Genomic DNA, 17,946 nt, shown 5'->3' with positions numbered 1-17,946 from the left:
CTACCTCCCGGTAGGGTTTCGATCGCGTATCAACAGTCCCGACGCCGGTGTCGTTGCTAGCTGAACCGACGACGCCGCCCCTAATGTCGACACCAACGACGTCGACGCTCCGACGTCGGCTTTGGCAGCGTTGCGGAGGGGACCCAATGCAGTTCGACTTGACGACCTTAGACACCAGCACTTATGTCTTCGCGGGAACACTAATCCTTGGCCTGGTTCTGGCAGCCTTCATCGCGGTAGCCGCAATGGCCGCACTTGCGTTGCTCGGCGCCGGAAGCCTCGCCTGGTACACCGTGAAGAACGTGCTGGGCGGGCTGGTCCACGGCATCAATTTTGCGTGGGACCAGCTGGTCCACCAGGCCGGAAAAGTGGAACTGCCAGTGGAATTCCCGTCCCAGACCGCCCCTAGCACAGGTACCTACCCGCGAGTAGCATTGAGGGACAGCTGAAGGGTCCACCACCCGAGGCGGATCCTGGGCTCGAAACCGGCACAACCGGCAAGAGGAGTGCTCCCATGACCTCCGCCACTGACAACAAGAGCAACGGCGTCACGGCCGCAGAAGCCCGCGCAGTCGCCGAGGCCGCCCGCGACACCGAATGGAACCGCCCCAGTTTCGCCAAGGGGCTGTATTTGGGAGACTTCGATCTGGGGCTGATCCATCCTTGGCCCCAGGCAAGAGCCGACGACGTCGAGCGCGGCGAAGAGTTCATGGCGAAGCTGACGGAGTTCTGCGGCACCATGTCCGGCCGAGCCATCGAACGCGATGCCAAGATCCCGGACGAATACCTCGCTGGCCTCACCGGGTTGGGCGTTTTCGGCATGAAGATTCCGCGCGAGTACGGCGGCTTGGGCCTCTCGCTGGTCTACTACGGCAGGGCGTTGGCGCTGTTGGGATCAGTCCATCCGAGCCTTGGCGCGTTGCTCTCGGCGCACCAGTCCATCGGCGTCCCGGAGCCGGTCAAAGTGTTCGGCACGCCCGAACAAAAACAGGAGTACTTGCCGCGTTGCGCCGCCGGCGCCATCACGGCGTTCCTGCTGACAGAGCCCGACGTCGGCAGCGACCCCGCCCGGATGGGCTGCACCGCAGTGCCAAGCGACGACGGCGAGTCCTACCTTTTGGACGGCGTCAAACTTTGGACCACCAACGGCGTGATCGCCGAATTGGTAGTGGTCATGGCGGTTGTCCCTGCCCGCACAGCCCCCGACGGGACGGCACTCAAAGGCGGGATCACGGCGTTCGTCGTGGAAATGGACTCACCCGGCATCACGGTGGAGAACCGCAACGCCTTCATGGGCCTGCGCGGCATCGAGAACGGCGTGACACGGTTCCACCAAGTCCGCGTACCTGCAGCCAACCGGCTGGGCCGCGAAGGCCAGGGACTCAAGATCGCGCTCACCACACTCAACACTGGCCGGCTTTCCATCCCCGGCCTTTGCGTGGCGGCGGGTAAGTGGTCGTTGAAGATCGCCCGCGAATGGTCCAACGCCCGCACCCAATGGGGCCGTCCGGTCGGAAAACATGAGGCCGTCGGCAAGAAGATCGCGTTCATCGCCGCCACCACCTTTGCCCTTGAAGCCGTTTTCGAACTGTCCGCCGAGATGGCCGACGCCGGCCAGAAGGATGTGCGGATCGAGGCTGCGCTGGCCAAACTTTGGTCCACTGAACTGAGCTACACGGTGGCTGATGAGTTGGTCCAAATCCGGGGTGGCCGCGGGTTTGAGACGGCGGATTCCCTGGAGGCCCGTGGAGAACGCGCGGTGGCCGCCGAGCAGTTGCTGAGGGACATGCGCATCAACCGGATCTTCGAAGGCTCGTCCGAAATCATGCGCCTGCTCATCGCCCGCGAAGCCGTCGATGCCCACCTTTCGGCCGCGGGCGAGCTCGCCTCCGCGGACGCAACCCTGCAGGAGAAGGCGCGTGCCGCCGTCGGCGCCTCAGGTTTCTACGCCAAATGGCTCCCTAAACTGGTGGCCGGAGCCGGCATGGACCCCCGGTCCTACAGCGAGTTCGGGCGCCTCGCGAAGCAACTGAGGTATGTGGAACGGGCTTCGCGCCGGCTCGCCCGGCAGACTTTCTACGGCATGGGCCGCTGGCAGGCAAGGCTCGAATACAAACAAGCGTTCCTCGGCAGGATCGTGGATATCGGGGCCGAGTTGTTTGCCATGGCAGCGTGCTGCTCACGGGCCGAGATGCTGCTGCAGACCGCACCGGAGCAAGGCGCGGCGGCGTACGAGCTCGCCGAGGCCTACTGCGAGCAGGCCCGGATTCGCGTGGACGGATACTTCGATCAGTTGTGGCGGAACACCGACGACGTCGATCATGAGTTGTCCTCGAACGTCCTCGCCGGCGACTATGCATGGCTTGAGGCCGGAATCCTTGACCAATCCGAAGGAACGGGTCCGTGGATCGCCGATGCCACCCCGGGCGCCTCGTCCAAGGAGAGCCTGCACCGGAAGTACCGCTGAGGCTGATGCCGATCGACGCGGCTAGCCGACATCGCCGTCGAGGTAGTACCAGCGCCGGTGGATCCGCAGGAAGCGGCTGTTTTCGCGCTGGACTCCGCGTTCGCCGTCGGAACGGTAATGTGCTGCGAAACGGTAATGTGCTGCGAACTCGACCGTCCCTTCGGTGTCCAAGGGGCCGCCTTGGCGCGTGGCCAGGATGTCCAGCCTGCGCCATTCAATGTCCGGGTCCAGGTCCAGCGCGGCAGGCCTGGTGTCCGGGTGCCACGTGCGCAGAAGGTAATCGCTGTCAAGGACAACAAAGGCGGAGTAGCGCGAACGCATGAGCTGTTCCGCCGTGGGCGCGTCAGCGTCTCCGCGATGGAAGCGTCCGCAGCACTCGGTGTACTGCTCTCCGGACAAACAGGGGCAAGCGCCTAGTCGTAGGCGGGCCGGATCGAGTGGCATTGAAGCCCTATCTTGAAGAGAAGGTGAGAGCTAGGCAACAAATTCTGTCACAGCAGATAACAGCTTCGAAACAACCTCGGCGAGCCGGAGTTTGGCGGATGATTCCTTAAGATTTCGCCCTTAGGCTAGATGACATGCCCGCAGACCTTCGGTTGCGGCGTCCACCCCACAACTCTGGCTCGAGGAGGCTACGTGGAGGATCCAACAACACTTGGCCTCAATCTGACTTTTTTTGGAACGCTCGGGCTGGCTTTGTTGATGTCCATTGGTTTGGGCTTCCTGATGGTTGTCACTTTGGTGCTGGCCGGCGTCGCGAAGCTGGTTTGGATCATCCTGCTCGCGATGGTCGGGATCTTCCCGAAACGCGATGCCGTACCGGTTGTGCACTTGCCACCAAGGCCTCGACGTGCCCCCGTCCCGCCGTCGGATTCCGAGGAACCGACCTCGGCGGACGACGGCTTGCTGGGCGCAGGGCCGTCCGTTCCTCGGGAACCGCGTCCTGGGTTTGCTGGGACCACCAAGCTACTGTGGTCGGCGTCGTGGTCAGCCGTCCGGAACGTCCCTTGGAAGTCGCTGGTCAACCCACGGACGTGGCCCAAGCCTGCCCAGATCAAGGACGGTATCGCAGCCACAGCCACAACCCAGGCGAAGGAACATCCTTTTGTGGTCGCGATAAAGCAGGATCCTCCGGTCCTGAACAGCCAGTGGGCTGCCGCCGTCGCCGAGGCCGATGCCCGGGCTGCAGCACGCGACGCTGAACGGGCCGCGGAAGCGTCAGCTTCGGACCCGGAACCGCCGGCTTCCGACGAACCCGTTGAAGGGAACGTGGCGGAATCGTCGGGGACTGGCACGCCGGTCCGCGAACACCGGGGAGAACCACATGGCGGCAAACCCGTATCTTCCGGCCGTGTGACGGCCTCAGCAGGGTCCCGCCCCCGGGCCTAGCGCCCCGCAGTGCCCGCCTGACCCAATCCTCAGTGCCCGGCCGACCCAACTGACTAGCATTTGTTGTCGTTTTGGAGGCTCATAACGACAACAACTGCGGGGTCAGTTGGGGCCACGACCAAGCTCACGCGGCCAATTGCCGGAACCCGGCCCCGTGGTAGATGAGGGGCTCGGCGTCGTGGTTGATCTCCACGGACTTCACTTCGAGGACGACGATCGCGTGGTCACCCGCCGGGGTTTCTGAGACCACTTCGCATTCAAGCACCAGCGCTGCGCCGTCGATCAACACCGCCCCGGCGTCGCTCGTTGAGGTCGCCAGGCCAGCGAATCGGTCCTGGGTCCGCGAGGAGAGCTGCAGGCACACGGCTTCCTGGCCCTGGGCCAAGATGGAAACACCCAGTCGAGGGGCGCGCCGGAGCTTGGGCCACGTGGTGGAGGAGTTCTGCACCGCAAACATGACCAGCGGTGGTTCGAGCGAGACTCCCACTGTGAAGCTCGATGCCACCAGGGCCTCCGGCGCGAAGCCGACCATGGCACTGAAGGCCGCCACGCCTGACGGAAATTGCGCGAATGCCTGCTTGATCGAAGCGGCTCCATCCACCGTTGCCTGGGTCATGGCGGGTTCCTTTCTCTGTAGTTTCGTGCCTGCCTTTCTACTAATTCACTCGGGGCCGATAACGGCAATATTTGTGTATTCGCGTGTCGAATGAAGTCAATTCATAATTCGTCATACCTTGTTTCATTACCCCGCAATACGAAAAGCGAAGAATTTGTACGTTTTTCGAGTGTCCCGGGGCACGACATGTGTAGCGTCGTGTCAATCCATTGCACAGCCTTGATTCTTCACGGAGGAAGCCGGAGATGAGCCTCAGCGAGCTTCGAACCCTGGGACGCACAGGTGCCCTGATCAGCCCCCTTACCCTGGGAACCCTCAACCTTGGGACGGGTTCGGCGCCCACGGGCGCAGAGGAAAGCGTCCGCATCATCCATTCGGCCCTCGACGCCGGCATCACCAGCGTCGATACCGCGGACATCTATTCGCAGGGCGAGGCGGAAGCCATTGTGGGCCGGGCCCTCCACGGCAGGCGGGATGATGTTTTCCTTTCCACCAAGTTCCACGGACAAATGGGGCCGAATCCCGCGCATGCAGGCAATTCCCGGCGCTGGATCATGAAGGCCGTGGAAGGCAGCCTGAACCGCTTGCAGACGGACAGGATCGACCTTTACCAGGCACACCGTCCGGACTACAACACCGACGTCCTGGAAACCATCACGGCCCTCAACGACCTCATCCGGCAGGGCAAGATTCTCTACTACGGAACGTCGGTGTTCACGCCGTCGCAGCTTGTGGAGGCACAGTGGATCGCCACCACCAACCACCTCATACCGCCAGTGGTGGATCAGGTGCCCTATTCCTTGTTGGTCCGCGCGAATGAGCGCGACGTCTTTGCAATCACGCAGCAGTACAACCTTGGCGTGCTCAGCTATGGACCGCTCGACGGCGGCTGGCTCTCCGGGAACTACCGCGTGGGAGTCCCCCAGCCCGCAAGCTCCCGCGCGTCGGCCGTTCCCGGGCGCTTCGACGTCTCTGCACCTTTCAACAGGAACAAACTCCTGGCGGCCGATGCCTTGGGCCGTGTCGCCGAACGGCATGGGCTCACCCTCATCCAGCTTGCTGTCGCCTTTGCCCTGAACCATCCGGCCGTCAGCAGCGTGGTTATCGGTCCGCGCACGGAGGACCATCTGGTCGACTACCTCAAGGCCGCGGATGTTGTCCTCAACGAAGCCGTGCTGGATGCCATAGACGAGATCGTGGCGCCCGGTACCAACTTCCTGGAGCGCGACGCAGGTACCGTTGTCCCCCACCTTGAATACGCGGAACTTCGACGCCGGTAACCGGCTTCGCGTTGGAGCCGCCGGTTCGCGCGCCGACTATACTCGTTCGCAATCATGACTAGCCTTCCGACTTCCGCCCAAACATCAAAAACCGGCAATGTGCGCATTGATGCCTGGCTCTGGGCGATCCGCGCTTACAAGACCCGTTCCGCTGCCACAACCGCTTGCCGGGCGGGGCATGTGCGAATCAACGGGAACCCGGTCAAGGCTTCACAGTCCGTGATTATCGGCGACACAATCCGCGTACGGCAGCCCGGCTTCGAGCGCATCCTTGAGGTCCGCAGGCTCATTGCGAAAAGGGTAGGGGCCGAAGCAGCGTCCCATTGCTTCACCGACCACACACCGGAGCGTCCCGCCGCGCCCGCCCTCGGGCTGCCGCAGCGCGATCGCGGCGCGGGACGGCCCACCAAGAAGGACCGGCGCGACATGCAGAAGCTCAAGGGACAGTAGCCCTCCCGACAGGCGGGGCGGGAGGCTCACTGTTCGGCCCGTCGTCGGGCAGTTTTGTCCCTCGGCTCTGCAGGAGCGTGAGCGCCGCGTAAAGCGACGGCGTAAAGTGGCAAGGGACGCCGATTCTGGACGCCGCGCTGCCGAAGGAGAGAACGTGACCATTGACTGGGACGAAAAACGGGCCTTGCTACAGGAGCCCAACATTGCTGCCGTGACGCAGCTGTGCGACGAACTGATGGCCAAACGGCCCGGTTCCACCGTGCCTTACATCGATCCGGTGCATGACGAAGATGAGTGCCGGATCGTCACCCTCCAGACCAGCCCCGGGCGGGCCCCCACCTCGGGTTTCGTATCGCACCTCAACGACGACGACGCCGCCCGACGTGCGCAGCTGATCTATGACTCGGCCGACTTGGACGTCCGCTACGTCATGCCGTGGAACTGCTACCCCTGGGTCCGCGACCCCGAACTGCCGCCGGCACTGAGCGCACAGGAGAAGACCGACGGTCTCCGTCCGTTCCGCCAGTTCCTCAAGATCAACAAGAGAGTCTCCGCCGTCGTCGCTCACGGCGCGGAGGCCGCCGCTTTCCTGGCACTGTTCGAGAAGACGTACCACTCGCCGCTCCGGCAGCACGGGATCAAGGTCTACAAGGCAAGCGCGCTCGGTGGACGGGCGTTTGCCTTGTCCGAGGCGAAGCAGCAGGAACTCCTGGCAAAGAACATCGAAACTTACCGGGACGCCATGCAGAGGGCGGGCATCCAGCACCTGTAGGGAAGCGCTTAGGACCCCACGACGGCGCGAAGGACTTCCCTTGCGGTATCTTCCCATCGCGGCAACTCCCCGCTGGCTGCCTCGGCCGCTGACTGCCATCGCTTCCGCAGGGCAGCGTCGCCCAGCCATCTCCGAAGGATGTTCTCCAGCGATCCGATTCCCGCGGTGAGATCGATGGCTTCACCGGCACCGTGGGCTCCGAGCGCTCCGACGGCTCCGGTTCCCTTTCGGACCACTACCGGTATGCCGTGCGCCAGGGACTCCTGGACCACCATGCCGAAGGACTCCGAGTGTGAGATCAACAGACTGAGGTCAGCCCGGTTCCACTGGTCCTCCAGGGCCGGGCCGGAGAGCTCGCCTGTTGTTTCCACCCGTTTTTCCAGCCCATTCCGGAGGATGCGTTCCTGCACGGCTGCGGCGTACGAGGGGTCTGCTTTTGTGGAGCCAACAAGCGCCGCTGTCCACGCCAAGTCCTTGATCCGTGCCAACGCGTCGACGAATAGGATCTGGTCCTTATTGGGGAGCAGCACGCCCACCATGATGAAATGCGGTGCCGCCCCAGCGTCTCGCGAACTCGGGCGTGTTTTCGATGGGAGATCTACCCCGGGGATCGCCAAGTGCACGTTGCCCAGGCCTAGGGTTCTGGCCGCTTCGGCAGTCCGGGAACCAGTGCAGAGAAGACCTGTTGCAGCGCGCAGCGCGCTCGTTTCCACTGGCTCCTCCCCGGAAGGGGGCATGTGGAGCAGCACCCAGACGCGGCACCCGGCAGCGGTTGCGGTCTCGATTTCCGCGGGTGCACCCGAGGCAATCAGGCCGTCGACAACGTAAATGGCCGGTTCCCCTCCGGCAAGTGCAGCTGCAAAGCGGTTCCGGTCTCCGGCACTCCCCGAAGGCCAGCCGCCGTCGAGCTTGCAGACCGAGACCTCCGCGCCCAGGCCCCGAAGGGCTGCAGCCAGCTTCGCGTTGTAGATGTTTCCCCCGGAACGATGGCGCACATTCGCGGGCAAAATCATGCGGATCTTGTCCAAGGGCTACTCCCCTCCATAGAGCCGGTTGTTTGGCCTCGCAGTCCTCAGACCATGGTGCTGAGCATATAACCCGGGCGGGTGGTAGGTGAACTGCACATCCGGCGCGGGGCATCGGCGGTAGATTGTGGGCATGGGACAGACTTCTTCAGACCGCCGGGACGTGTTCGCTGATTGGATCTTGAGTGTCGCGGAGTTCACCCACGCACACTGGTTCTTCGGCAACCTCTATGAGGCCATCGTCAAAATCCCGGACCGGGTCGCGTCCTCGGAAGCGAGCAGGGAACTCCCTCGAACCCCCTTCGGAGCGGGAAGCCCCGGGCGCTATTACGCGCCGATCGCGCCTCTCAGCGCCCCTGCCGCCGTCGCTGCCCTGGTCGCCGGGTGGAAGCATTCCGACAATCGGGCTTGGCTGATGGTGGGCGCAGCCAGCTCCGCCACGGGGGCAGCAGCTACGGCGTACCTGCTTCGGTCAATCAACCCCAAGCTTTTCTTCAGCCCCTATCCGCTCGAAGAGACTCGCCGCAAGCCCCTGTTGAAGCGGTGGTACAGGGTCCACGCCCTCAGGCTCACGGCCAGCGCGATTGCGCTGGCCGCCATCCACCATGCCAGAACGATCCGGCTGAGAAGTCACGGATAAGAATCCGCCGTGGGCGCCGACAAAGATGCGGCGTACAATATTCTGTACGCAACTCAAGGAGATCACCATGCGCACACTCAGCTACTCGGAATCTCGAGCCCACTACAAGGAAACTCTCGACGCCGTCACGAATGACCGCGAAGAAGTAATCATTACCCGGCCAGGCAAGGAAGACGTCGTCATGGTTTCGCGTGATGACTACGAGTCCCTCCGTGAGACCGCTTACTTACTGCGCAGTCCAACCAACGCGCAAAGGATCCTGTCGTCCATCGAGGAACTGGAAGCTGGCCGAGGCGTGACCCGGGATATCGTTGAATGAGGCTGATCTGGTCCTCAGCGGCGTGGGACGACTACGTTTGGTGGCAATCCCAAGATCGCAAGACGCTAAAGAGAATCAACGGGTTGCTACAGGACATAGCCCGGCACGGCAATGAGGGCATCGGCAAGCCTGAACCCCTGAAACATGGTTTCCACGGGTATTGGTCACGGCGCATCACGGACGAACATCGCCTGGTGTACAAGTTCGTCGAAACTGACGATGGCGTCGAAGTGCTTATCGCCGCTTGCAGGTACCACTACGGCAATTGAGGGAAATGCTGGCGGTTCCTGATCCGCGATTCGCCGAAGTCAACTCCCACCTGGCCAATCTCCCACGGTCCGCGGCCCCTGTGCAATGGCCTGCCCACAGCCACATGGGGTACCCAGCGAGGCGAGCGGAATCCAAGGGCAGGGGAGCTGAGGATGAAGTCGTCGATGTTGTCGACAAGCAGTTCATCCAGGAGTTCATGAAGCGCGTGTACAAGGGAGACCTGAAAGTCATGCACCGAGGCGGGCACATCTACTTCCAGTCCGCACACTCCGCCGCCGCCCAGGACGATCAGGCTTTCGGCGCTGCCGGAGAAGGCCTCCAGTACGGGCAGTGCCTCAAGCCACGCGACGGTCCTGAGCATGGCCGAATCGGCGCGGGTGTTGCCTTTGGTCCAATCAGCCACGTCCCGGCAGAAGTCATCCAGGACGCCCAAGTGCAATAGCGTCATGTGCAATCCCCGCTGCCTGCGCAAGGCAAACACGTACCGCGACAACTCCTCATAGTCCGCAGGCCCTGCCCCGACACCGAGGACCGGCACCTCCACTGTGATGGGCGGTGCTGTCTGTGTCGTTGAATCCCATCCCCCGCGCGGACGGTTGGCCATGGGAGTAATTATGCTCCCAACATTGACACCGCCCTGTGACCCGTGCCATATTCGTAGAGTGAACCTGTCAGACAGCCGGACAGCCGGACAGGCCGCCACTGGACAGCCAGCCGTCAGCCAGAAAGCTGCAGCTGGCCAGCGCACCGCCACAAGCGGCGCCGTCCCCCGGCCGGCCCAAGGAGCCCAAGGAGCCCAGCCAGCCAGCCCCCGGCCCCTCGCCCGCTTCAGTGCAGCGGAAGCTGTGTTCAGCGCCATCCGCCAGGACATTGAAAACGGAGCCGTGCAAGTGGGGGCCAAACTCAGCTCCGAAGCCACCCTGGCAACGCAATACGGGGTGAGCCGCTCGGTCATCCGTGAGGCGCTCCGCTCCTGCACTGCGCTGGGACTGACGGTCACCAAGACCGGCAGAGGCACGTTCGTCGTCGCGGACAGGGTGGCCAACGACCTCACACTCGGCCAGTACTCGGCACGGGACCTCAACGAGGCCCGCCCCCATATCGAAGTACCGGCAGCCGGCCTGGCTGCGAAACGCCGCAGCCCGGAAGAACTTGAGCACCTCAAGGAAATTGTCGATTCAATGGCAGCCGAGACCGACCCTGAGACCTGGGTCAGCCTCGACGCCAGTTTCCATTCTGCCATCGCCCGCGCAAGCGGCAACAAGGTCTTCGAAAGCGTTGTCGCAGACATCCGCGAAGCCCTAGCCCATCAATCCGAAACCTTGAACATGGTGGCCGACCGCCAGCATGTTTCAGACGATGAACACCTCCGCATCGTCGAAGCCATTGAAGCCGGCGACTCCCCAGCCGCCGAAGCCGCCATGGCCGACCATCTCAGCGCCGTCAGCGTTGCGTTGGACACCATCCTCAGCAAATGATCCACCAACTGAAGGAAGTCATGCCCACCCCGCATGCAACGCGCACCGCTATGCCCGCAACCACCCCGGCAGGGACGATTCCGCCAACCCCGCGCCACGTCCCCCTCGCGGAACAGACCCGCGACGGCCTGGTCGAGAGCGTCCACTACGGCTCCCTGATCGCAGTAGGGCCTGACGGTGAAACACTCCTCCAAGCGGGCGATCCCGACGCCGCGTTCTACCCGCGGTCCTCCCTCAAACCGCTGCAGGCGGTCGCCATGGTCCGTGCGGGACTCAAGCTTCCGGAGAACCTCCTCGCCCTCACCGCCGCAAGCCACTCCGGCGCCGCGATGCACCTCGACGGTGCCGCACGCATCCTCGAAATGCACGGCCTGGACAAAAGCGCGTTGGAAAACAGCACCGACCTTCCCTACGGCATCGCCGAGCGCGAAGCATGGCTCCGCAGCGGCGGCGAGCCCACCCAGCTCGCACAGAACTGTTCCGGCAAGCACGCATCCATGGCCGCCACGTGCGTCATCAACGGCTGGCCGGTCCAGGGTTACCTGCACCCCGAGCATCCCCTCCAAGTGCTCGTGAAGGACACCATCACCGAACTCACGGGGGAAGACGCGTTGGCAGTCAGCACCGACGGTTGCGGCACCCCGCTCTTCGCCCACAGCCTGCACGGCATGGCCCGGGCCTATGGCCGCATGGCGGCGGCGGACAGCACGGAAGCGGAAGGCCAAGTAGCCCACGCGATGCGCGCCTTCCCGGAGATGGTGGCCGGCGAGGGGCGCGACGTCACAGCGATCATGCGTACAGTACCCGGGTTGCTCGCCAAGGACGGCTTCGAAGGCCTCCAGCTCATCGGCCTGCGGAACGGCACAGGCATCGCCATCAAGATTTCCGACGGCGCCGACCGCGCCCGCATGCCCGTCACCGTCCGCGTCCTTGAGGAACTAGGGCTCGACGGCGGCCAGCTCGCCACGCTCGCCAGCCCGCGTGTGTTGGGCGGCGGCCACCCTGTTGGCGTGCTCCGTGCCGCGAACTTCCTTGCATCCAACTGACGCAGCCAAACAAGCACAAAGACCAAAGGACAGCAATGACTTCTGCCGTGCCCACCACGACAATTCCAGGGTTCCGCTCGGAACACGATCTCCTCGGTGACCGCGACGTCCCTGCTGATGCCTACTGGGGCGTGCACACGCTGCGTGCCATCGAGAACTTCCCCATCACCGGCCATCCCTTGGCCAGCAACGCCAACCTCGTCAAGGGCCTCGCCGCGGTCAAGCTCGCCGCTGCCCGCACCAACCGCGAACTCGGTCTCCTCGACGACGAACGGGCCGACGCCATCGAACAAGCCTGCCAGGACATCCTGGACGGCAAGCTCCACGAGCAGTTCATGGTGGACGTTATCCAAGGCGGTGCCGGCACCAGCTCCAACATGAACGCCAACGAGGTCATTGCCAACCGGGCCCTTGAAATCCTTGGCCACCCCAAAGGCGACTACGCCAGGCTGCACCCGAACGACCACGTCAACCTGAGCCAGTCCACCAACGACGTCTACCCCACCGCCGTCAACCTGGCCACCATTTTCTCGGTCCAGGGCCTTCTCGAGGCTCTTCAGGAACTCCAGGTCGCCTTCGCGGAGAAGGGCCAGGAATTCCGCACGGTGGTCAAGATGGGCCGCACGCAGTTGCAGGACGCCGTCCCCATGACCCTCGGCCAGGAATTCGGCGGCTACGCAGTGACCGTGGGCGAGGACCGGGCTCGACTGGCCGAGTCCCAGCTGCTCATCCACGAGATCAACCTCGGCGCAACCGCCATCGGGACCGGCCTGAACGCTCCCGTTGGATACGCCGCAGCGGCCTGCAGGCACTTGGCCGAGATCACCGGCCTGCCGCTGGTCACCTCGGTGGACCTCATCGAGGCCACCCAGGACGTAGGCGCGTTCGTCCACCTCTCCGGTGTGCTCAAGCGCGTCGCCGTCAAGCTTTCCAAGATTTGCAACGATCTCCGCTTGCTGTCCTCCGGACCGCGTGCGGGACTGGGCGAGATCAACCTCCCGGCTGTGCAGTCGGGATCGTCCATCATGCCAGGCAAGATCAATCCGGTGATCCCGGAAGTGGTCAGCCAAGTGGCGTATGAAGTCATCGGCAACGATGTCACAGTCACCATGGCAGCCGAAGCCGGACAGCTCCAGCTGAACGCCTTCGAACCGATTATCGTCCACAGCCTCCACAAGAGCATCTCCCACCTGGAAGCCGCGTGCCGCACACTCACGTCGCGCTGCATCCGGGGCGTCACCGCGAATACCGAACACCTGCGCCTCACCGTAGAGCAGTCGATCGGACTCGTCACGGCACTCAATCCGCACATCGGCTACGCCTCCGCCACCGCCATCGCCCAGGAAGCGCTGGCAAGCGGCAAGGGCGTCGCCGAGCTCGTTCTCGAACACGGCTTGCTGACCTCGGAGCAGCTCGATGAGCTCCTCCGCCCCGAACGCCTGGCCAACCTCAGCAACTAGGCTGAGCCGCGCAGAGCGTCCGACGACGGCGCCACTCACCAGCCGCCGTCGGGCCTGAACGCGCGAAGAAACAGGCCGGACGGCAAGATCCGGACCCCCAACAGGACACCCCCTAAGGATTCCCATGACCAATGCACCCATCACGGACCACACGGTCCCTCCGCAGGCGCACTCCACTGAAAAGCTCCTCCACGCCGAGGACAAGGGCTATCACAAGAGCTTGAAGCCGCGTCAGATCCAGATGATCGCAATCGGCGGTGCCATCGGCACCGGCCTGTTCCTGGGTGCCGGCGGCCGCCTCAACGCTGCGGGCCCTTCCCTTGTCATCGCGTACGCGGTCTGCGGCTTCTTTGCCTTCCTGATCCTGCGCGCCCTTGGCGAACTCGTGCTGCACCGCCCGTCCTCGGGCTCCTTCGTCTCCTACGCCCGCGAGTTCTTCGGCGAGAAGGCTGCGTTTGTGTCCGGCTGGTTCTACTGGATCAACTGGGCAACCACCACCATCGTGGACACCACGGCCGCGGCCCTCTACATGAACTTCTTCGGCAAATACGTCCCTTGGATCGGAGTCGTCCCGCAGTGGGCCTGGGCGCTGATCGCGCTTCTGGTGGTGCTTTGCCTGAATTTGGTCTCGGTCAAGGTCTTCGGCGAAATGGAGTTCTACTTCGCCCTGATCAAGGTGGCCGCGCTGGCGGCGTTCCTGGTGATCGGCACGTACTTCGTCATCTTCGGCACGCCGGTACCGGGCCAGGAAGTGGGCTTCAGCCTCCTCACAGACCACGGCGGTATCTTCCCCACCGGCATGCTGCCCATGATCATGCTCATGCAGGGCGTTCTGTTCGCCTACGCCTCGATTGAGCTTGTGGGTACGGCAGCGGGCGAAACGGAGAACCCCGAGAAGATCATGCCCAAGGCCATCAACTCGGTGGTCTTCCGCATCGCCGTCTTCTACGTCGGTTCCGTCATCCTGCTGGCGTTGCTGCTGCCGTACACCTCCTACGTCAAGGGTGTCAGCCCGTTTGTGACCTTCTTCGGCCACATCGGCGTACAAGGCGTGGACGTGATCATGAACCTCGTGGTCCTGACCGCCGCCCTGTCCTCCCTGAATGCCGGGTTGTACTCCACGGGCCGCATCCTGCGCTCCATGTCCGTGGCCGGTTCCGCTCCCAAGTTCGCCCAGCGCATGAACAAAGCCGGCGTCCCCTACGGCGGCATCGCCATCACGGCCGGCGTCTCCCTGCTCGGTGTTCCGCTGAACTACCTCGTACCGTCCGACGCCTTCGAGATCGTCCTCAACGTCGCCTCCGTGGGCATCATCGTCACGTGGGCCACCATCGTCTTGTGCCAGATGCAGCTCAAGCGCTGGGCCGACAAGGGCTGGCTGAAGCGTCCGTCTTTCCGGATGTTCGGCGCCCCCTACACTGGCTACCTTTCGCTGCTGTTCCTGGTGGGCGTGCTGGTGATGGTGTTCATCGACTCTCCGCTCACCATGCTGGTTACGGCCATCGCCTGCGCGCTCATTGTGGTTGGTTGGTACATGTGCCGCAAGCAAATCCACGAGATCGCCGCAGCCCGGGACGGCTTCACGGGCAGCTCGCCGGTCATCGCCAACCTGCCGGTTGCCGGTGCCGAGGACAGGATCTAGCCCCCAGTACTGAGTGCCCGACGGCGGCACCCGCGGTTCCGTTCGCGCGGAACCCGGGTGCCGCCGTCGTGCCCCCCCCCAACTGATCCCCACCGCCACCCTCGCCTCGCAAGTCCCCACCGGCTCCCAGCCTTCGCAAGCTCAGGCCGGGGCCCTCGCCGGTGTGGCCCCTCGGCCAGGGAACCCTGGCGGCGTGGGCCCACGCATTTGTTGTCATTTTGGAGCCTCATAACGGCAACAACTGCGAGGTAGTTGGGTGCCAGACATCGGATCATTCGCCGTTAGGATGTAGCCATGGCTGTCACAGATGAAGCGATCGGCAAGATCAAGGACATGCTGATCCGCGGCGAACTCAAGGCCGGGGACCGCCTTCCGCCGGAGAAGGAACTGAGCGAGCGGCTCGGCCTCTCGCGAAGCTCCCTGCGCGAGGCCGTCAAAGCGCTCGAACTCATCCGTGTCCTCGACGTGCGGCGTGGGGACGGCACCTACGTCACCAGCCTCGACGCCAAGTTGCTCAATGAAGCAGTGGCATTCGTCGTCGATCTCCACCAGGACCGTTCCATCCTGGAACTCTTTGAGGTCCGACGAATCCTGGAGCCCGCCACCGCATTCATCGCCACAGGCAAGATCACTCCCACGGCACTCACGGCGTTGCGCGCCACGATGGACGGGATCGACGAGAACACCGACGTCGAAGAACTCGTGGCCCACGACCTCGAATTCCACGGCATCATCACCCAGGCCGCCGGAAACGACTACCTCGCCGGCCTACTCGAAGCCCTCTCCAGCAGCACCGTCCGGGCGCGCATCTGGCGCGGCTTGACCCAGGAAAAAGCCGTGGCGCACACCCTTGCGGAGCACAAGGCCATCGCGGACGCCTTGGAACGTGGCGACGCCGAGCTGGTCCGGGCACTTGTGACCGTCCACATCAGCGGCGTCGAGAGCTGGTTGCGCCAGGCGCTTTAGTTCGCGATGCTTCGCTTTTGAAGCCCATACGTCCGCACGGCGGTTCCCTCAAGAAACTCCGCCCGCTCACCCGAAGTGAGCTCCTCGGCGAGTTCCAGAAGAACTCCGAGGGTTCGTCCGTACGGCGCACCCAAGGTACTGACGGGCCAATCGCCGCCGACCATCAGCCGTCCAGGACCGAAAGCTTCGAGCGCTTCATCCCACAGCGGACGCAAGGCCTCCGCCGTGTACGGGACGCCCGGCAAGTGCAGGCCGGACACCTTGGCCACCGTGTTGGGCAGCTCAGCCAAGGCGCGGAAATCCGCTCGCCACACGTCCATCGCCGCAGGATCGGCCATCGGCGGCTTCCCGAGATGATCCAGCACGATGGTCAGCTCCGGCAGCTCCCGGGCGAGGTGGACCGCACTACCGAGGTGCCTCGGAAAGGCGTCCGGGACGTCGAACGCCAATCCGTGGCCGGCGAGCATGCGCAAGGAATCGCGGACCGCGGGCAATTCGAGGAAATCGTCCCGCGGATCATCGTGGACCAAGTGCCGCACGCCCCGGAACGCGGGGTTCCGGAGGAACCGTTCCAGCTCCTGCTCCGCTTCGACCGGCTTATCGAGGGGAATCCAGCCCACGACGCCGAGTACCCAAGCGTTGCGGTCGGCGACGGCGAGCATGGACTCAGTATCCAAAACGGTGTCGTCAGCCTGGACGAGCACCGCTCCATCGACGCCAGCGCCATCCAGGGTTTTCCGTGCCTCAGACTCGCCGTAGCTACGGAAGAGTCCGCCGTGCTGCGGCCCAAGCCACGCGTACGGACGCGGACCGCCGCCGGCTGGATCCGGCCCGAGGTCCCACAGGTGCAGGTGCGAATCAATCACCCGGCACACCCGCCAAAGCCGCCCACAGTTCTTCCGGCACATCCTCATTCATCCGGGCCGCGTTGGCTGACACTTGCTCCGGACTGCTGGCCCCCACCGTCACGTTCACAACGGCCGGGTGTCGCAGGCTGAACTGGAGTGCCGCCGTCGGGAGCTCCACCCCGAACCCGCGGCACACGCCGGCGAGCGCCCGTGCGCGCTCCACCAGTGCGCGCGGGGCACGCGCATAGTTGTAATGCGAGTCCTCGGGTACGTCCGGCCTCGCCAGCAGGCCGGAATTGAAGACGCCCACGTTCACGACGCCGGTGCCGCGCGCCACACAGCGGTCCAGGAGCGGAACGCTGGGCTGCTCTAGCAAGGTGTACCGGCCGGCGAGCATCACCAGGTCCAGATCGGCCGCTTCGACGCATTCGAGCGCAGCTTCCGCCGAGTTGGTCCCGACGCCGATCGCCTTCACCACGCCGTCCGCGCGCAGCTTTTCCAAGGCCGGCAGGGCTTCGCCGATCCCCTTGGCGAGGTCCTGGACATCAGGATCGTGCAGGTAGGCGATGTCCACGTGGTCCAGGCCGAGCCGTTCGAGCGATTCCTCGATGCTCCGGCGGATCCCCGCTTCTGAGAAGTCCCATTGGCGTTTGCTCGTTGCTGTGACGTCGAAGCCTTCGTCGTCCTTCGCGCTGAATCCCACGGCGTTCGGCACCAGCAGCCGGCCCACCTTGGTCGACACAGTGAACTCACCGCGTGGTTTCTCCCTGAGCACCGCACCAAGCCTGCGCTCGGAGAGCCCCAAGCCGTAGTGCGGCGCGGTGTCGAAGTAACGGACCCCAGAGTCCCAGGCCGCCTTGACGGTGGCGGCGGCCTGGGCGTCCGGCATGGCACGGTACAGGTTGCCGATACCGGCGGCGCCGAAGCCGAGCTTGCCCAGCGCGCCATCCCACGACGTGCCGCTCATACCAGCTCCCATACCAAGGGGATGCCGGAGTCATTGCCGGAATAGTCGTCCTGGACTTCCAGCATCTCCGCCATGCGGGCCTGCCACGGGACATTCGCCGGATGGTCCGCGAGCGCCCGGCGCATGGCTTGGTAGTCCTCCACCTCAACAAGGTGGAAGAGCTCCTGGCCGCTGCGCCAGATCCGCCAATTGCCCACTCCGGCCTCTTTCAAGACGGCGACGAGTTCGGCGGGGATCCCCGCATGAGCTTCCGCGTAGTCCTGCGCGGCACCCGGCTTGAGCCGGGTGTGCAGGGCAATGGTTTCCGGCAC

At 64.1% G+C, this 17,946-nt stretch carries 21 protein-coding genes; 14 read left to right on the top strand and 7 right to left on the bottom strand.

The genetic code is table 11. The annotated features are described in order from the left end of the window. Positions 1–146 precede the first annotated feature (146 nt). Positions 147–449 carry a hypothetical protein gene (locus tag QRN51_RS22660; protein ID WP_059388681.1) on the top strand — a complete coding sequence of 101 codons (303 nt, stop codon included), beginning with the start codon at positions 147–149 and terminating at the stop codon, positions 447–449. A 65-nt stretch (positions 450–514) separates the two neighbouring features. Then, the gene (locus QRN51_RS22655) at positions 515–2,467 is read left to right on the top strand and encodes an acyl-CoA dehydrogenase family protein (RefSeq protein WP_284991986.1); all 1,953 of its coding nucleotides are present in this window, start codon (positions 515–517) and stop codon (positions 2,465–2,467) included. A 21-nt stretch (positions 2,468–2,488) separates the two neighbouring features. Here QRN51_RS22655 and QRN51_RS22650 read toward each other — a convergent pair whose 3' ends face one another. After that, entirely contained in the window at positions 2,489–2,911 is a 423-nt protein-coding gene (locus tag QRN51_RS22650; RefSeq protein WP_284991985.1) for a YchJ family protein, read from the bottom strand. A 192-nt stretch (positions 2,912–3,103) separates the two neighbouring features. Here QRN51_RS22650 and QRN51_RS22645 point away from each other — a divergent pair, with 192 nt between their 5' ends. Beyond that, complete coding sequence (locus tag QRN51_RS22645; RefSeq protein ID WP_284991984.1) at positions 3,104–3,856, top strand: hypothetical protein; 753 nt, start codon at positions 3,104–3,106, stop codon at positions 3,854–3,856. A gap of 124 nt (positions 3,857–3,980) precedes the next feature. Here the strand turns inward: QRN51_RS22645 and QRN51_RS22640 are convergent, their stop codons facing one another. Next, positions 3,981–4,472 carry a flavin reductase family protein gene (locus QRN51_RS22640; protein ID WP_284991983.1) on the bottom strand — a complete coding sequence of 164 codons (492 nt, stop codon included), beginning with the start codon at positions 4,470–4,472 and terminating at the stop codon, positions 3,981–3,983. 245 nt (positions 4,473–4,717) lie between these two features. Here QRN51_RS22640 and QRN51_RS22635 point away from each other — a divergent pair, with 245 nt between their 5' ends. The 3 genes from QRN51_RS22635 (at position 4,718) to QRN51_RS22625 (ending at position 6,974) form a co-directional block, all read left to right on the top strand. Continuing rightward, positions 4,718–5,752 carry an aldo/keto reductase gene (locus QRN51_RS22635; protein ID WP_059388687.1) on the top strand — a complete coding sequence of 345 codons (1,035 nt, stop codon included), beginning with the start codon at positions 4,718–4,720 and terminating at the stop codon, positions 5,750–5,752. A gap of 54 nt (positions 5,753–5,806) precedes the next feature. After that, the gene (locus tag QRN51_RS22630; RefSeq protein WP_236813437.1) at positions 5,807–6,202 is read left to right on the top strand and encodes an RNA-binding S4 domain-containing protein; all 396 of its coding nucleotides are present in this window, start codon (positions 5,807–5,809) and stop codon (positions 6,200–6,202) included. Positions 6,203–6,356: 154 nt separating this feature from the next. Continuing rightward, complete coding sequence (locus QRN51_RS22625) at positions 6,357–6,974, top strand: uracil-DNA glycosylase family protein (RefSeq protein ID WP_059388685.1); 618 nt, start codon at positions 6,357–6,359, stop codon at positions 6,972–6,974. A gap of 8 nt (positions 6,975–6,982) precedes the next feature. Here QRN51_RS22625 and QRN51_RS22620 read toward each other — a convergent pair whose 3' ends face one another. Then, positions 6,983–8,002, bottom strand: a complete 1,020-nt coding sequence (locus QRN51_RS22620) for a glycosyltransferase family 4 protein (protein WP_284991982.1) — start codon at positions 8,000–8,002, stop codon at positions 6,983–6,985. Positions 8,003–8,132: 130 nt separating this feature from the next. Between QRN51_RS22620 and QRN51_RS22615 the strand changes: the two genes are divergently transcribed. The 3 genes from QRN51_RS22615 (at position 8,133) to QRN51_RS22605 (ending at position 9,227) form a co-directional block, all read left to right on the top strand. Continuing rightward, positions 8,133–8,639 (top strand): hypothetical protein, encoded by a 507-nt coding sequence (locus tag QRN51_RS22615; RefSeq protein WP_284991981.1) that lies wholly within the window; start codon positions 8,133–8,135, stop codon positions 8,637–8,639. Between the two features lie 67 nt (positions 8,640–8,706). Next, positions 8,707–8,958 carry a type II toxin-antitoxin system Phd/YefM family antitoxin gene (locus QRN51_RS22610; RefSeq protein ID WP_284991980.1) on the top strand — a complete coding sequence of 84 codons (252 nt, stop codon included), beginning with the start codon at positions 8,707–8,709 and terminating at the stop codon, positions 8,956–8,958. Continuing rightward, on the top strand, positions 8,955–9,227 hold the full coding sequence (locus tag QRN51_RS22605; RefSeq protein WP_284991979.1) for a Txe/YoeB family addiction module toxin: 273 nt from the start codon (positions 8,955–8,957) through the stop codon (positions 9,225–9,227). The genes QRN51_RS22610 and QRN51_RS22605 overlap by 4 nt, the downstream gene beginning before the upstream one ends. Here the strand turns inward: QRN51_RS22605 and QRN51_RS22600 are convergent. Beyond that, complete coding sequence (locus QRN51_RS22600) at positions 9,215–9,832, bottom strand: hypothetical protein (protein WP_284991978.1); 618 nt, start codon at positions 9,830–9,832, stop codon at positions 9,215–9,217. The genes QRN51_RS22605 and QRN51_RS22600 overlap by 13 nt on opposite strands. 58 nt (positions 9,833–9,890) lie before the next feature. Here QRN51_RS22600 and QRN51_RS22595 point away from each other — a divergent pair, with 58 nt between their 5' ends. The 5 genes from QRN51_RS22595 (at position 9,891) to QRN51_RS22575 (ending at position 15,820) form a co-directional block, all read left to right on the top strand. Further along, on the top strand, positions 9,891–10,706 hold the full coding sequence (locus QRN51_RS22595; RefSeq protein ID WP_284991977.1) for a FadR/GntR family transcriptional regulator: 816 nt from the start codon (positions 9,891–9,893) through the stop codon (positions 10,704–10,706). 20 nt (positions 10,707–10,726) lie between these two features. Continuing rightward, positions 10,727–11,752, top strand: coding sequence for an asparaginase (locus tag QRN51_RS22590; RefSeq protein WP_502870891.1), 1,026 nt, complete (start codon positions 10,727–10,729; stop codon positions 11,750–11,752). Positions 11,753–11,787: 35 nt separating this feature from the next. Beyond that, positions 11,788–13,212, top strand: coding sequence for an aspartate ammonia-lyase (aspA, locus tag QRN51_RS22585; protein ID WP_284991976.1), 1,425 nt, complete (start codon positions 11,788–11,790; stop codon positions 13,210–13,212). Positions 13,213–13,336: 124 nt separating this feature from the next. Then, positions 13,337–14,854 carry an amino acid permease gene (locus QRN51_RS22580; RefSeq protein WP_059388690.1) on the top strand — a complete coding sequence of 506 codons (1,518 nt, stop codon included), beginning with the start codon at positions 13,337–13,339 and terminating at the stop codon, positions 14,852–14,854. 294 nt (positions 14,855–15,148) lie between these two features. Next, positions 15,149–15,820, top strand: coding sequence for a FadR/GntR family transcriptional regulator (locus QRN51_RS22575; protein WP_284991975.1), 672 nt, complete (start codon positions 15,149–15,151; stop codon positions 15,818–15,820). Here QRN51_RS22575 and QRN51_RS22570 read toward each other — a convergent pair. From QRN51_RS22570 to QRN51_RS22560, 3 genes are read right to left on the bottom strand one after another with little or no spacing between them, the layout of a single operon-like run. After that, positions 15,817–16,686, bottom strand: coding sequence for an amidohydrolase family protein (locus QRN51_RS22570; RefSeq protein ID WP_284991974.1), 870 nt, complete (start codon positions 16,684–16,686; stop codon positions 15,817–15,819). The genes QRN51_RS22575 and QRN51_RS22570 overlap by 4 nt on opposite strands. Beyond that, on the bottom strand, positions 16,679–17,635 hold the full coding sequence (locus QRN51_RS22565) for an aldo/keto reductase (RefSeq protein ID WP_284991973.1): 957 nt from the start codon (positions 17,633–17,635) through the stop codon (positions 16,679–16,681). Before QRN51_RS22565 ends, QRN51_RS22570 begins: the two co-directional genes overlap by 8 nt. Then, positions 17,632–17,946 (bottom strand): L-rhamnose mutarotase, encoded by a 315-nt coding sequence (locus tag QRN51_RS22560; protein ID WP_284991972.1) that lies wholly within the window; start codon positions 17,944–17,946, stop codon positions 17,632–17,634. The genes QRN51_RS22565 and QRN51_RS22560 overlap by 4 nt, the downstream gene beginning before the upstream one ends.

Source organism: Arthrobacter sp. efr-133-TYG-120, assembly GCF_030209785.1.
Lineage (GTDB): Bacteria > Actinomycetota > Actinomycetes > Actinomycetales > Micrococcaceae > Arthrobacter.
Note: the sequence above shows the minus strand (reverse complement) of the source record. Positions and strands in the feature narration are given on the sequence as shown.

What these genes read in the sequence shown, in the direction of transcription:
- QRN51_RS22660 (WP_059388681.1), top strand. Translation starts at nt 147, where the DNA reads ATGCAGTTCGACTTGACGACCTTAGACACCAGCACTTATGTCTTCGCG.
- QRN51_RS22655 (WP_284991986.1), top strand. Translation starts at nt 515, where the DNA reads ATGACCTCCGCCACTGACAACAAGAGCAACGGCGTCACGGCCGCAGAA.
- QRN51_RS22650 (WP_284991985.1), bottom strand. Translation starts at nt 2,911, where the DNA reads ATGCCACTCGATCCGGCCCGCCTACGACTAGGCGCTTGCCCCTGTTTG.
- QRN51_RS22640 (WP_284991983.1), bottom strand. Translation starts at nt 4,472, where the DNA reads ATGACCCAGGCAACGGTGGATGGAGCCGCTTCGATCAAGCAGGCATTC.
- QRN51_RS22635 (WP_059388687.1), top strand. Translation starts at nt 4,718, where the DNA reads ATGAGCCTCAGCGAGCTTCGAACCCTGGGACGCACAGGTGCCCTGATC.
- QRN51_RS22630 (WP_236813437.1), top strand. Translation starts at nt 5,807, where the DNA reads ATGACTAGCCTTCCGACTTCCGCCCAAACATCAAAAACCGGCAATGTG.
- QRN51_RS22615 (WP_284991981.1), top strand. Translation starts at nt 8,133, where the DNA reads ATGGGACAGACTTCTTCAGACCGCCGGGACGTGTTCGCTGATTGGATC.
- QRN51_RS22610 (WP_284991980.1), top strand. Translation starts at nt 8,707, where the DNA reads ATGCGCACACTCAGCTACTCGGAATCTCGAGCCCACTACAAGGAAACT.
- QRN51_RS22605 (WP_284991979.1), top strand. Translation starts at nt 8,955, where the DNA reads ATGAGGCTGATCTGGTCCTCAGCGGCGTGGGACGACTACGTTTGGTGG.
- QRN51_RS22600 (WP_284991978.1), bottom strand. Translation starts at nt 9,832, where the DNA reads ATGGCCAACCGTCCGCGCGGGGGATGGGATTCAACGACACAGACAGCA.
- QRN51_RS22590 (WP_502870891.1), top strand. Translation starts at nt 10,727, where the DNA reads ATGCCCACCCCGCATGCAACGCGCACCGCTATGCCCGCAACCACCCCG.
- aspA (WP_284991976.1), top strand. Translation starts at nt 11,788, where the DNA reads ATGACTTCTGCCGTGCCCACCACGACAATTCCAGGGTTCCGCTCGGAA.
- QRN51_RS22580 (WP_059388690.1), top strand. Translation starts at nt 13,337, where the DNA reads ATGACCAATGCACCCATCACGGACCACACGGTCCCTCCGCAGGCGCAC.
- QRN51_RS22575 (WP_284991975.1), top strand. Translation starts at nt 15,149, where the DNA reads ATGGCTGTCACAGATGAAGCGATCGGCAAGATCAAGGACATGCTGATC.
- QRN51_RS22565 (WP_284991973.1), bottom strand. Translation starts at nt 17,635, where the DNA reads ATGAGCGGCACGTCGTGGGATGGCGCGCTGGGCAAGCTCGGCTTCGGC.